The following is a 12,661-nucleotide window of genomic DNA, read 5'->3' as shown; positions in this document are numbered from 1 at the left end:
GGCAAGGTGGTTCCGACGCGGGGGAAGCTCGGCAGGCGTCACGTTACCCCGCGGGCTCGGCGCTTCGCTGCACCCCGCGAGCGCGGTCGAAAAGACACTCGGACCACCCGGCGCCGGTACTCGGCGTGGGGTGGTCCGTTGTTGGTGCACCTGCGGGCGACGACGGGAGCTCGTCGTCGGAGTCCTGGATCAGGCCGGCTGCATCTCCGCGTCACCGGTCAGGATCTCGGCCGCGCGGGCCGACATCAGCTTGTCGTTCTCCTCGGAGAGGCGGAGGACGAGGGACTCCAGCTCAGCGACCCGGTTGCGCAGTCGAGCGTTCTCGAGGGCGATACGGGGGTCGCGGAGGTCGCTGTTCAGGTGGCCGATCAGCGCCTTGGCCATGAAGTTGAGCCTTCCGGTTCGACGGGTGTCGGCCCGTGGGGGGCCGTCTCCAAGAGTCCCACTTCGAGACGGCCGGGTCAAACCTGGGCCGGCCGGGTCAGGGAGGCTTCGGCAAAGTGTCGGGAAGGCCGCGGTCGCCGCAACGGGGAAGGCCCGGAGACCGGACCTTCCCGACACGCTCAGGGATGCCCCGGGTCAGCAGCCGTGCTGGACCTCACCGGTGCAGCTGTCGCGTCCGGTGCCGCCGTAGACGACGTCGGTGCCGGCGCCGCCGCGCAGGGTGTCGTTGCCGCCGCGACCGCGGATCACGTCGTCGCCGCCCTTGCCGCGGATCGTCTCGGGACGGTCGCTGCCGAGCAGCGTGTCGTTGCCGGCACCGCCGACGTAGGCCTGGAGGCCCTTCAGCTTCGCGCTGTTGCCACCCTCCCAGGTGGCCGTGCCGGCTGCCGCGTCGATGCGGACCTGGGTCGTGAGCGGGGCGAAGGTGATGGTGTCGAGGCCCGAGCCGCCCCGCATGACCGAGGTGGTGACGGTGTTGAGGCCCGGCGTCGGCTCGCCCTCCGCGGGCTTCGGGGTGGCGACCAGGTAGGCGTCCTCGCCCTTGCCGCCGCGCAGCTCGCCCGAGGTGCGGTCGAAGACGACGGTGTCGTCGCCGGCGTTCATGCTCAGCGCGCTGGTGAGGTGGGTGACGTAGGCGATGTCGTCGCCCAGGCCGGCGTGGATGTCGGCCACGGGCACGGTGGCGGTGATGGTGTCGTCGCCGTCGTTGCCGTTGACGTAGTCGTTGCCGGCCAGGACGCTCACCTTGTCGTCACCCAGGCCCGCGTCGATCCAGTCGTCGCCCGCACCGCCGTCGAGGGTGTCGTTGCCCTCGCCGCCGCAGATCGTGTCGTTGCCCGCGAGGCCGTCGAACTTGTCGTTGCCCTTGCCGAGGAAGACGACGTCGTCGCCGGCCGTGCCGGTGAGGGTGTCGTCGCCGTCGGTGCCGAGGATCGTCGCCGCCTTGCCGTTGCACAGCGGTGCGTCGACGGCGTACGCCGTACCGGACGCGACGGTCGTGGCCCACAGGGCGCCGCCGGTCACGAGGGCGAGGGCGCCGGCCGTACGCCGAAGATTGGTGTTCATGGTTCGTACTCCTTGGGTGTCGTCGAACATGACACCCCCCACAGCGGATCGCGCCGGTGGGGCATTACAGGTGGGGCTGGTGGGATCGCAGGTGTAATGGATCGCTCGCCCGGCCCGCTCACCGTGGTGTGTCAGGATCGATGGCGGTGGGCGAGCTCGGGGACGTCCCGGTTCCTCCTGCCGTCCGTGCCCTGACCACCGAGCGAGGAGGCGTCCTGATCCCGCCCGACCGCCCTCCCACCGATCCCCTCGGGGAGCCGCTCGCCCGGGCACTCGACGGCGACGAGGACGCGTTCGGCGAGGTGTGGCGCCTGCTCCACCCACCGCTGCTGCGCTACCTGAAGGTGCGGGAGCGCGACGCCGCCGAGGACGTCGCTGCCGAGACCTGGCTGCACGTCGTGCGCGACCTGCACCGGTTCTCCGGCGGCCCCTCGGAGTTCCGGGCCTGGGTGTTCACGCTGGGCCGGCACCGGGCGATCGATGCCGGCCGGGCCCGGGCCGCGCGGCCGAGCACACCCACGGCCGAGGTGATCGACATCGGTACGGCGCCGAGCGCCGAGGCGGCCGCCCTCGAACGGGTCGACACCGAGGCGGCCGTCCGCCTGGTGGCCACGCTGCCAGCCCACCAGGCAGAGATGGTGATGCTGCGGGTGGTGGCCGGCCTCTCGGTGGCAGAGGTCGCCGCGATCGTCGGCAAGAAACCCGGCACGGTGGCGGTCAACATCCACCGCGCGCTGAAGAAGCTGGCCCACACGCACGAGAGCCGCACCACGAGGGGGGTGAGCAGATGAGCACGGAGCACGACGGCCTGGAGGAGTTCGAGGACTCCCCGCTGGTCCGGGCGCTGCGCGCCCCCGGCTCGCCCGAGGAGCTGGCCGACGAGGCGCGCTTCGTCGCCGCGTTCAGTGCGGCGCACCCGTCGGTCGCACCCAGCAGCCGCGGCGGGCGGGCCGGTCGGGGTGGCCGGATCGTCGGGCGGATCGGCGTCGGCGGCGCCGCCCTGCTCGCGACCGTCACCCTCACCGGTGGGATGGCCGCGGCGGCCTACACCCAGCGGCTCCCGCACTCGGTGCAGGTCATCGCCCACGACGCGTTCGGCGGGGTCGGGGTGCCGCCGGCCCGCCCCGTGACGCCGCAGACCCGGGCGCCCCGGCCCACGCCCACGCCGACGCCGACGCCGAGCGCCACCGCGAGCGAGCGGCCCGAGGAGCGTCGTACCCCTGACGACAAGCGGTCGCCCCGCCCAGGTGGGCGGTCCTCCACCGGTGGCGAGGCGTCCGTCGACACGACCGGGACCGCCACTTCCGACGCCACCGGTACGACGGCGACCGGCTCCCCCTCCGGGTCCGGCACCCCCTCGACGGGTGGCCCGACCGGGCCCTCGAGCCCCGGCACCGGCGACCCCACCACCGGCTCCCCCACCACCCCGGTCAGCGCGACCAGCGTGGGCGCGACGGCATCCACCCGGCGCGTCGTCACCGGCGGGCGCGCGAGCATCACCGGGCTGGTCCGCGACCACGGCGCCCTGGTCGAGGGCGCCGAGATCACGCTGCTCCAGCGCGACGGCACCAGCGGCTGGACCCGCGCCGGGACCGCGGTCACCGGCGAGGAGGGCACCGCGATCTTCGCGATCGGTCCCCTGGTCGAGACGACCAGCTTCCGGTTCCGGGTCGAGGTCGACACCGACGGCGACGCCGAGGCAGACCGTGTCCTGCTGTCCCGCAAGCGCCGGATCGGGGTGCAGCCGATCCTCACGCTGAGCTCGAGCGGCCCCGTCGTCGACGTCCACACACTCGGCGCGGGTTCCGGTGACGCGATCACGATCAGCCGGCGCGCTGCCGACGGCCGCCTGGTGCGGATCGGGATCCGCAGGCTCGACGACCAGGGCGACGCGAGCTACGACCTGTCCGCCTGGACCGGACGCGTGCGGGTCCTGGTCCGGGTGCTCGGCACCTCGACCCACACCGCCGTCCAGCGGTGGATCACGGTGCGCGTGCCGCGGCTCCCGTCGGCTACGCCGTCGCCCTCGGCCCCGGCCTCGCCGAGCGCGGAGCCGTCTGGCAGCGCGGACAGTAGTACGACGACCGGTTCATGAACGCGACCCGGCGGATCGCCGTACCGCACCGGTCGCAGGGCTCGTCCTCGCGCCCGTAGGCGTGCAGCGAGCGGTCGAAGTAGCCCGACTCACCGTTGACGTTGACGTAGAGCGCGTCGAAGGACGTGCCACCCTGGGCCAGCGCCGCGTTCATCACGTCGCGCGCGTGGCCGAGCAGCTCGACCGCCTGGGCGCGGGTGAGGCGGTTGCCGGGGCGCTCGCCGTGGAGGCGGGCCCGCCACAGCGACTCGTCGGCGTAGATGTTGCCGACGCCGGAGATCAGGCCCTGGTCGAGCAGCAGTCGCTTCACGCCCGACGTGCGCTTGCGCAGCCGGGCCACGAAGGCGTCGTCGTCGAACTCGGGGTCGAGCGGGTCGCGGGCGATGTGCGCGATCTCGGGCGGCAGGTCGGCGCCGCCGAGCGAGACGGACAGGCCGCCGAACATGCGCTGGTCGACGAAGCGCAGCTCACGACCGTGCTCGGTGCCGGTGAGGGCGAAGCGGACGCGCAGGTGCCGCTCGGCCGGGGCGTCGACGGGCTGGACCAGCATCTGGCCGCTCATCCCGAGGTGGCCCAGGATCGCGTTCCCGTCGTCGAGCGGGAGCCAGAGGTACTTGCCGCGTCGGCGGGCGCCCTCGATCCGGCGGCCGGTCAGTGCAGCCGCGAAGCCGGACGCACCGGTCGGGTGGCGGCGTACGGGACGGTCGTGGAGGACGTCGACCGCGGCGATGGTGGCGCCGGTGACGTGGCGCTCGAGGCCGGCGCGGACGACCTCGACCTCGGGGAGCTCGGGCATGCTCGCGTGGAGGTCAGCTGCCGGAGGTGATCGGGCGGCCGTTGGCGTCGAGGCCGAGGGCGGTGGCGATCTCGCCGTACGCCGTCTCGGCGGCGCCCTGCTCGGCCTCCTTCTTGGAGCGGCCGGTGCCGTTGCCGTAGAGCTTGTCGCCGACCCGGACCTGCGCGGTGAAGGTCTTCATGTGGTCGGGACCGTCGTCCTCGATGACGTACTCGGGCACGCCGAGCGACTGGTCGGCCGCCAGCTCCTGCAGCGACGTCTTCCAGTCGAGGCCGGCACCGAGGGCTGACGCCGCCTCGATGAGCGGGTCGAACAGCCGGTGCACGACGATCGAGGAGACGTCGATACCGCCGCTGAGGTGGATCGCGCCGATCACCGCCTCGACGGTGTCGGACAGGATCGACGCCTTGTCGCGACCGCCGGTGGCTTCCTCGCCACGACCGAGCTTGATGTGGGCGCCGAGCCCGATGTCACGGGCGACGACCGCGAGCGCACGGGCGTTGACGACCGCCGCGCGCAGCTTGGCGAGCCGGCCCTCAGAGAGGTCCGGGTGCGCCAGGTAGAGCGTCTCGGTCACCACCACGCCGAGCACCGAGTCGCCGAGGAACTCCAGCCTCTCGTTGGTCGGAAGACCACCGTTCTCGTAGGCGAAGGAGCGGTGCGTCATCGCGCGTTCGAGCAGCTCGGGGTCCAGTGTCGGATCCCCGAGCGCTCGACGCAGCTCGACGTAGTTGGTGATGCCGCTGACCTGACTCGACGGTCCTGGCTCGACCGGGTGGGTCAGAGGACCTGGCGACGGTCGGCGCGCGCGCCGTACTGGCCGCAGGTGCCGCAGGCACGGTGCGGGAGGTGCTTGGCACCGCAGGCCGGGTTGGCGCAGGTCACCAGCGACGGGGCGACAGCCTTCCACTGCGAGCGACGGTGCCGCGTGTTGCTGCGCGACATCTTCCGCTTCGGAACAGCCACTGTCTTCTCCTTGGTTCGGGTGCGCTCGGGGTCGAGCGCCTCTTCAGTCCGTGGGGTGGTCTTGCTGGGTTTCGCTGGTCAGCTCCGTGAGCGCCGCCCATCGCGGGTCGATCGCTGCCTCGTGCGTGTGGTCCGGCTCGTCGATGAGTCGTACCCCGCACTCGGGGCACAACCCGGGACAGTCGTCCTGGCACAAGGGCTGGAACGGTAGTGCGAGCACCACCGCGTCCCGCAGCACGGTCTCCAGGTCGAGCAGGTCGTCCTGGAGCATGCTGACCTCGTCGTCCTCTTCTGCTCCCTCGGAGTCACGGATGTCGTCGTAGACGAACAGCTCCTGGAACCTCACCTCGAACTGGTCGTGGATCGGTTCCAGGCACCGTACGCACTCACCCTCCAGCACGGCCGAGGCCGTCCCGGTGACGAGCACGCCTTCCATGACCGCCTCCAGGCGCAGGTCGAGCTCGACCGGCGCGCCCTCGGGGACGGAGAGGACTTCGATGCCCAGATCTGCTGGTGCCGGAACTGTCCGTGACACCTGACGCTGGGACCCCGGGCGGCGGCCGAGCTCGCGAGTGTCGAGCACGAGCGGCGCTCTCGGGTCCAGGTTGTTCAGGGTCTCACTTCCAGGTCCGGGCACAACAGATCAGGTCGATGTTAGTGGGGCGTCGGCAACGCGACCAAATCACCCCTCGTTCGTCACCGGCGGGCGGCGAGCTTCGCGGTCAGTCGCTCGTGCACCGCGGGGGTCACGAACTCGGACACGTCGCCCCCCAGCGAGGCGACCTCCTTGACCAGGCTGGACGAGACGTAGCCCAGGCTCGCGGTCGTCGGGACGAAGATGGTCTCGATCCCGGTGAGGTGGGCGTTCATCTGGGCCATCGGCAGCTCGTACTCGTAGTCGTTGCCGCCGCGCAGGCCCTTGACGATGGCGCTGGCGCCGATCTCGCGGCAGAAGTCGACGATCAGGCCGGTGAAGCCCCTGACCGTGACGTTCGGCATGTCGACGCACGCCTCGCGGAGCATCTCGAGGCGCTCCTCGGGGTCGAACAGGCGCGACTTCGAGATGTTGGTGCCGGTTGCGACGACGAGCTCGTCGAAGAGCCCCGCGGTACGGCGGAAGATGTCGAGATGGCCGTACGTGACCGGGTCGAAGGAGCCGGGGCACACCGCGCGGGTCATGGGGCGAGGCTATCGGCCGGGCCTGCTTCCGCCAGCCACAGGTTGGTCTCGCCGTACTTCTTGAGGCGGCGCTTGCCCGCGAGCGGCGTGAGGCCTGCGGGCCAGTCCGGCTCGGGGCTGCGGCGCGACCGCTCGACGATCACGAGGGCGCCGGCCGCGAGCCAGCTGTGCTCGACGAGCAGCGCGAGGTCGGTGGCGACGGCGTCGTCGGACAGCGGGTAGGGCGGGTCCGCGAACACCAGGTCGTACGACGACCGGGCCGACTCGGCGAGCACGGTCGCGACCGAGCGCGCCACCACGTCGGCGACGTCGCAGTCGATCGAGCGGGCGTTGGCGCGGATCAGCTCGGCCGTGCGGCGGTCGGCCTCGACGAGGGTGACGGCCGCGGCGCCGCGGGACCAGGCCTCGAGGCCGATCGCGCCGGAGCCGGCGTACAGGTCCAGGAAGCGCAGGTCGTGGAGCGAGCCGGCCCAGGCCTCGATCGCGGAGAACAGCGCCTCGCGCACGCGGTCGCTGGTGGGGCGGGTCTGGTCACCCTTGGGTGTCTGCAGCCGGCGGCCGCCGGCGCGGCCGGCGATGATGCGGGTCATCTGCCTTCCTCAGGACTTGTCGACGAACTCGGCGAGCTGGGACTGCTCGAGGTCACGGACTGCGGCGGCGAGCTCCGGCGCCTGGTCGAGGTCGGCGTCGACGTCGAGCAGGCCCTCGGCTGCCTGGCGGGCGGTGACGATGGTGTCCTCGTCGCGCAGCACCCGGAGGTTCTCGAGGCTCGAGCGGCCGCCGGCCTGGGAGGCTCCGAGCACGTCGCCCTCACGGCGCATCTCGAGGTCGATCCGGCTGAGCACGAAGCCGTCGGTGGTCGAGGCGACCGCCTCCAGCCGCTCGCGGGACGGCGAGCCGGCCTCGGTGTGGCTCACCAGCAGGCACAGGCCCGGCAGGCCGCCTCGACCGACCCGGCCGCGCAGCTGGTGGAGCTGGGAGATGCCGAACCGGTCGGCGTCGAGGATGACCATCGTCGTGGCGTTGGCGACGTCGACACCGACCTCGATCACGGTGGTGGAGACGAGCACGTCGACCTCGCCGGCCGCGAAGGCGCGCATGGTGGCGTCCTTCTCGTCGGCCGGGAGCCGGCCGTGCAGGCCGGTCACTCGAATCCCGGACAGCGGGCCCTGGGCGAGGCGGCCGACGACCTCCTCGACGGCCGCGGCGGGCGGCTTCGGCTTGTCCTCGACCGGGGCGTCCTCGTCGGGCAGGTCCACCGCGTCGACCTGGCCGGCCTCGTGCTCGTCGCCGGAGATGCGGGGGCACACGACGTACACCTGATGGCCCTTGCCGACCTCCTCGCGCACCCGCTCCCAGACCCGGCCGATCCAGCCCGGCTGCTCGGCCAGGGGGACGACATTGGTCTGGATCGCCGCGCGGCCGACCGGCAGCTCGCTCAGCGTCGAGGTCTCGAGATCGCCGAAGACGGTCATCGCGACCGTGCGCGGGATGGGGGTCGCCGTCATGACCAGCAGGTGCGGCGGCGCGGCGGCCTTGTCGGTGAGCGCGGCGCGCTGCTCGACGCCGAAGCGGTGCTGCTCGTCGACCACGACCAGGCCGAGGTCGGCGAACATCACCTGGTCCTGGAGCAGGGCGTGGGTACCGATCACGATGCCGGCCTCGCCGCTGGCGATCCGCGAGAGCGGACCGGTGCGCTGGGTCTTGTTCATCGAGCCGGTCAGCAGCTCGACGCGGGTGCCGTCCCCCGAACCGAAGATGGTGCCGCCCTCGCCGAGGTCGCCGAGCATGGCGGCGATGGAACGGTAGTGCTGCTGGGCGAGCACCTCGGTCGGCGCGAGCAGCGCGGCCTGACCGCCGGAGTCGACGACGCGGAGCATCGCCCGCAGCGCGACGAGGGTCTTGCCGGAGCCGACCTCGCCCTGGAGCAGGCGGTTCATGGGGTGCGGCTGGCCGAGGTCGTGGTCGATCTCCTTGCCGACCGACGTCTGGCCGGCGGTGAGCTCGAACGGCAGCCGGGCGTCGAAGGCGGCGAGGACGTCGCTGACTCCCCCGGTCCGGGCGGTCGCGCCCTCGGCCTGGCGGGCGCGCCGGCGCCGGCCGAGCACCAGCTGGGTGACCAGGGCCTCCTCGAACCGGAACCGGTGGTGTGCCAGCGCGACCTGGTCGCGGTCCTCGGGCTGGTGCACCCAGTCGTAGGCCTGCTGGATGCCGAGGACGTCGTACTCCTCACGGAGGGCGTCGGGGAGCAGCTCCGCGACCGGCTCCATGACCTGCCGTGCGAAGGTCACCGCGCGGGCGATGTCCCAGGTCTCGACGCCCTTGGTGAGCGGATAGATCGGGAACAGCGGGCCGAAGTCGAGGACGTCCTCGACGCCGTCGCCCTCCCCCTCGGCCTCGTCGCCCATCCCGAAGATCGTCATGGCCGGGTTGACCAGCTGCCACTGGTCGCGGAACCGGTCGGCCTTGCCGAGGAAGACGCCGCGGTTGCCGACCGCGACCCGGCCCGCCTGCCAGCCGGCGGTGCCCTGGTTCTTGGCGAAGAAGGTCATCTTCAGCCGGGGGCCGCCGGTGCGCAGCACCGCCTCGACGCGGTACGCCGTGCGGCCGGTGCGCCGATCGGTGTAGTTCTTGATGTCGCACTCGTCGATCTCGCCGACGACGCACAGCAGCTGCCCGATCCGCAGGTTGTCGATCCGGGTCAGGGAGCCGGTCTCGAGGTAGCGGCGTGGGAAGTGGCGCAGCAGGTCGCCGACCGTCTGCAGGCCGAGACCGTCCGCGAACCGCTTGCGCTTGGCCGGGGTCGCCGCGCCGAGGACGGCGGTCAGCGGGGAGTCGAGGGTGATCGCCACGGGTGCTGCTCTCTCATTCGACGGACATCAGGAGCGGGTAGCGCTCCTGGCCACCGTCGTACACCACGACGTCGACATGGGGGTGGAACTCCTCGACCCAGGCGGTCGCCCGGTCGGCCAGGCCCTCGCCGTCGACACCGCTGACGATCGTGACCAGCTCGCCGCCGGCGGCCAGCAGCCGGTCGAGGACGACCAGCGCGACCGAGCCGAGGTCGTCGCCGACCACGGCGAAGTCGCCGGCGATGACGCCGAGCGCGTCGCCGGGCTCGCACGGACCGGCCATCGTCATCGCCTGCCGGGCGGCGATGGTCACCGCACCGTGGCGCACGTGGCGGGCGGTCGCGGTCATCTCGGTGACGTCCTGGTCGAAGGCGCGGCCGGGCTCGTGGACGGCGACCGCGGCCAGGCCCTGCACCTGGGTGTGGGTCGGGATCACCGCGACCCGCAGGCCGCGGGTGCCGTGGTCGGCCTCGGCGGTGCTCGAGGCGGCCAGCGCAGCGCGGATGGTCGGCTCGTCGTTGGGCAGGACGACGACCTCGCGGGCGCCGCACGAGGTGATCGCCTCGAGCAGCTCACCGGTCGACGGACGACGGCCGGGACCGCCGCGCACCACCTCGGCACCGGCCTCCTCGAACAGCGCGGCCAGACCGGGGCCGGCGGCGACGGCCACGACGCGGCGGCCGGCGAGGGGCGCCGGTGCTTCTGCGGGCGCTGACTGGGCTGCGATCTGCTCGGCGAAGTGGGTGACCCGGATCCGGTGCGGTCGCCCGATTCCCAGGCCGACCTCGATCGCGGCGCCGACGTCGTCGGTGTGCACGTGCACGTTCCACAGCCCGTCGCGCCCGACCACGACGACGGAGTCCCCGAGCTGCCCCAGCCGCTCCCGCAGCCGCGGCGCCTGGTCGTCGTCGGTGTCGAGGAGGTACATCACCTCGTACGCCGGGCCGTCCGCGCTCAGCTCGTCGCTCGCGTGCTCGACGTGGGGCACCGGGATGAGGTGGCTGCCGAGCGGCGCGGTCACCGGGATCGGGCGGCGCCCGGTCAGCACGGTCTCGGCGGCGTCGAGGATCACCGACACCCCGCGCCCGCCGGCGTCGACGACACCGGCCTGCGCGAGCACCTCGAGCTGCTCGGGCGTGTGGCCCAGCGCCTCACGGGCGGCGGCGGCCGCGGCGGTGAGCACGTCGCTGGTGCGCGCGTCGGGGTCGGTGGCGGTCGTCGTACCGGCTTCGGCGGCGGCACGCATCACGGTCAGCATGGTGCCCTCGACCGGCTCCCCCACGGCCGCGTAGCTCGCGGTCGACGCCTGCCGCAGCGCCTCGGCCATCACGACCGCGTTGCGCTCGTCGCTGTGGGCGCCGGCGATCCGGCGGGCGGCGGCGCCGAGCATCTCGCTGAGGATCACCCCCGAGTTGCCCCGGGCGCCGAGGAGGGCGCCGCGGGCGAGCGCCGCCAGGGGTACGTCGGCCGGCCCGGCGTCGTCCGGGTGGTCGGCGTGCTCGCCGAGGGCGGTGCGGATCGCGTCGCGGGCCGCGACGACGGTGAGGTACATGTTCGTGCCGGTGTCGCCGTCGGGCACCGGGTAGACGTTGAGGGCGTCGACCTCCTCGCGCGCACCCGCGAGGGCGTCCACCGCGATGTCGACGAACCGGACCACGGACGAGAGCGCGATCCCGCTCCGCCCCTCCCCGGGCACCGTCCGCTCGTCCATCGGGGTCACCCTAGAGGAGGTCCGCCGATTTCGGCCGGTGCGACCCGGTCGGCTATTCTCTTCCGGTTGCCCGAAGCGCCTTCTGAGCGCACGGGCTGCCCCGTGAAACTTAGATCCGCGATCCAGGAGTGACAACCATGGCCGCCGTGTGCGACATCTGCGACAAGAAGCCGACCTTCGGCAACAACCGGCCGTGGTCGCGCAAGATCACCAAGCGCCGCTTCAACCCCAACATCCAGCGCGTCCGCGCGGTCGTCAACGGCACCCCGAAGCGCATGAACGTGTGCACCGGCTGCCTGAAGGCCGGCAAGGTCTCCCGCTGACCTGAGCTCTTCCCACCGACCCGCCGCGATCCGCGGCGGGTCGATGTGTTTTGGCCGACCCGGCAGAAAGTGGCCCGGGATTCGCGCCGACCCGGCTCGAAGTGGCCCGGAAACGGCGCCGACCCGGCAGAAAGTGGCCCGTGCGCCCATGCACAGCACGCCACTTTCTGCCGGGTCGGCGTGATTCAGGAGCCAGTTTCTGCCGGGTCGGCGTGATTCAGGAGCCAGTTCGTGCCGGGTCGGTCAGAAGTGGGTCCAGCCGGTGGGGCCGTCGTACGCGCCACCGTCGACGGTGACCGGGAGGTCGCCGCGGGCGCCGACCGAGCCGATCCGGATCCAGCCCTCGGGAAGGGCGACGTCGGGCGGGAAGGTGGCGAGCAGGGGGTGGTCCTCTCCCCCACCGAGGATGAACTGGAGCGGGTCGGCGCCGGTGGCCTGGCCGACGGCGAGCAACGGCTCGGGTACGTCGAACGCGGCCGTCTCGACGTCGATGCTGACCCCGGAGCCGGCCGCGAGGTGCCCGACCTCGGCGAGGAGGCCGTCGGAGACGTCGATCATGGCGGTGGCCCCGGCCTCGGCGGCGGCCGGGCCGGCGTCGTACGGCGGCTCGGGGCGGCGGTAGGCCTCGACGAGGACGCGCGGCGAGCGGAACCCGCGGCCCAGGACGGCGAGGCCGCCGGCGGACCAGCCCTGGCGGCCGCAGAGGGCGAGCACGTCGCCGGGTGCGGCACCGGAGCGCAGCACCGGGGAGACCGTGCAGGCGCCGAGGGCGGTCACCGAGATGACGACCTGGTCGGCGCGGGTGACGTCGCCGCCGACGAGGCCGGCGCCGACGAGGGCGCACTCCTCGGCGAAGCCGCGGGTGAAGTCGAGCGCCCACTGGGCAGGCAGGTCGGCGGGCGCGGCCAGGCCGACGGTGAGCCACTGGGCCCGCCCACCCATGGCGTTGATGTCGGAGAGGTTCTGGGCGGCGGCCCGGCGGCCGACGTCGTACGCCTCCACCCAGTCGCGGCGGAAGTGCCGCCCCTCGACCAGCACGTCCGTCGACACGACCACGTGGCCCTTGCGGACGCGGAGCACGGCGGCGTCGTCACCCGGCCCCAGCAGCACGTCCTCGCCGGGCGCGATGGCGGCGACCAGCTCGCCGATCCGGGCGATCAGCCCGAACTCGCCGAGGTCCGCCAGCGTGGTGTCCTGGTTGATCGCGTCAGCCATGCCCCCATCCCACCA

The 12,661-nt window shown here is 72.9% G+C and carries 14 protein-coding genes; 3 read left to right on the top strand and 11 right to left on the bottom strand.

What is annotated here, in order from left to right; all coding sequences use genetic code 11:
• Window positions 1-189 precede the first annotated feature (189 nt).
• On the bottom strand, window positions 190-384 hold the full coding sequence (locus ACZYRU_RS17330; protein ID WP_141799620.1) for a hypothetical protein: 195 nt from the start codon (window positions 382-384) through the stop codon (window positions 190-192).
• Between the two features lie 195 nt (window positions 385-579).
• Window positions 580-1,509, bottom strand: coding sequence for a calcium-binding protein (locus tag ACZYRU_RS17325; RefSeq protein ID WP_488958339.1), 930 nt, complete (start codon window positions 1,507-1,509; stop codon window positions 580-582).
• Window positions 1,510-1,655: 146 nt separating this feature from the next.
• Between ACZYRU_RS17325 and ACZYRU_RS17320 the strand changes: the two genes are divergently transcribed.
• Together ACZYRU_RS17320 and ACZYRU_RS17315 are read left to right on the top strand one after the other, a co-directional pair.
• The gene (locus ACZYRU_RS17320; protein WP_488958338.1) at window positions 1,656-2,300 is read left to right on the top strand and encodes an RNA polymerase sigma factor; all 645 of its coding nucleotides are present in this window, start codon (window positions 1,656-1,658) and stop codon (window positions 2,298-2,300) included.
• A complete protein-coding gene (locus ACZYRU_RS17315) occupies window positions 2,297-3,604 on the top strand; it encodes a hypothetical protein (RefSeq protein ID WP_488958337.1) in 1,308 nt (435 codons plus the stop codon). The genes ACZYRU_RS17320 and ACZYRU_RS17315 overlap by 4 nt, the downstream gene beginning before the upstream one ends.
• Here the strand turns inward: ACZYRU_RS17315 and mutM are convergent.
• The 8 genes from mutM to ACZYRU_RS17275 form a co-directional block, all read right to left on the bottom strand.
• A complete protein-coding gene (mutM, locus tag ACZYRU_RS17310; protein WP_488958336.1) occupies window positions 3,522-4,400 on the bottom strand; it encodes a bifunctional DNA-formamidopyrimidine glycosylase/DNA-(apurinic or apyrimidinic site) lyase in 879 nt (292 codons plus the stop codon). The genes ACZYRU_RS17315 and mutM overlap by 83 nt on opposite strands.
• A gap of 13 nt (window positions 4,401-4,413) precedes the next feature.
• A complete protein-coding gene (gene rnc / locus ACZYRU_RS17305) occupies window positions 4,414-5,067 on the bottom strand; it encodes a ribonuclease III (RefSeq protein WP_488958335.1) in 654 nt (217 codons plus the stop codon).
• Between the two features lie 113 nt (window positions 5,068-5,180).
• On the bottom strand, window positions 5,181-5,366 hold the full coding sequence (gene rpmF / locus ACZYRU_RS17300) for a 50S ribosomal protein L32 (RefSeq protein ID WP_028655951.1): 186 nt from the start codon (window positions 5,364-5,366) through the stop codon (window positions 5,181-5,183).
• Between the two features lie 43 nt (window positions 5,367-5,409).
• Window positions 5,410-5,979 (bottom strand): YceD family protein, encoded by a 570-nt coding sequence (locus ACZYRU_RS17295; protein ID WP_488958656.1) that lies wholly within the window; start codon window positions 5,977-5,979, stop codon window positions 5,410-5,412.
• An 83-nt stretch (window positions 5,980-6,062) separates the two neighbouring features.
• Complete coding sequence (gene coaD / locus ACZYRU_RS17290) at window positions 6,063-6,545, bottom strand: pantetheine-phosphate adenylyltransferase (protein ID WP_488958334.1); 483 nt, start codon at window positions 6,543-6,545, stop codon at window positions 6,063-6,065.
• Complete coding sequence (gene rsmD, locus ACZYRU_RS17285; protein WP_488958333.1) at window positions 6,542-7,135, bottom strand: 16S rRNA (guanine(966)-N(2))-methyltransferase RsmD; 594 nt, start codon at window positions 7,133-7,135, stop codon at window positions 6,542-6,544. The genes coaD and rsmD overlap by 4 nt, the downstream gene beginning before the upstream one ends.
• A 9-nt stretch (window positions 7,136-7,144) precedes the next feature.
• A complete protein-coding gene (locus ACZYRU_RS17280; protein ID WP_488958332.1) occupies window positions 7,145-9,397 on the bottom strand; it encodes an ATP-dependent DNA helicase RecG in 2,253 nt (750 codons plus the stop codon).
• Window positions 9,398-9,410: 13 nt separating this feature from the next.
• On the bottom strand, window positions 9,411-11,108 hold the full coding sequence (locus tag ACZYRU_RS17275; protein ID WP_488958331.1) for a DAK2 domain-containing protein: 1,698 nt from the start codon (window positions 11,106-11,108) through the stop codon (window positions 9,411-9,413).
• A gap of 137 nt (window positions 11,109-11,245) precedes the next feature.
• Here ACZYRU_RS17275 and rpmB point away from each other — a divergent pair, with 137 nt between their 5' ends.
• Window positions 11,246-11,431 carry a 50S ribosomal protein L28 gene (gene rpmB, locus ACZYRU_RS17270; RefSeq protein ID WP_179724818.1) on the top strand — a complete coding sequence of 62 codons (186 nt, stop codon included), beginning with the start codon at window positions 11,246-11,248 and terminating at the stop codon, window positions 11,429-11,431.
• 243 nt (window positions 11,432-11,674) lie between these two features.
• Here rpmB and ACZYRU_RS17265 read toward each other — a convergent pair whose 3' ends face one another.
• Window positions 11,675-12,646 (bottom strand): thiamine-phosphate kinase, encoded by a 972-nt coding sequence (locus ACZYRU_RS17265; RefSeq protein WP_488958330.1) that lies wholly within the window; start codon window positions 12,644-12,646, stop codon window positions 11,675-11,677.
• Window positions 12,647-12,661: the final 15 nt, after the last annotated feature.

The organism is Nocardioides sp. F233, from assembly GCF_057813895.1.
Note: the sequence above shows the minus strand (reverse complement) of the source record. Positions and strands in the feature narration are given on the sequence as shown.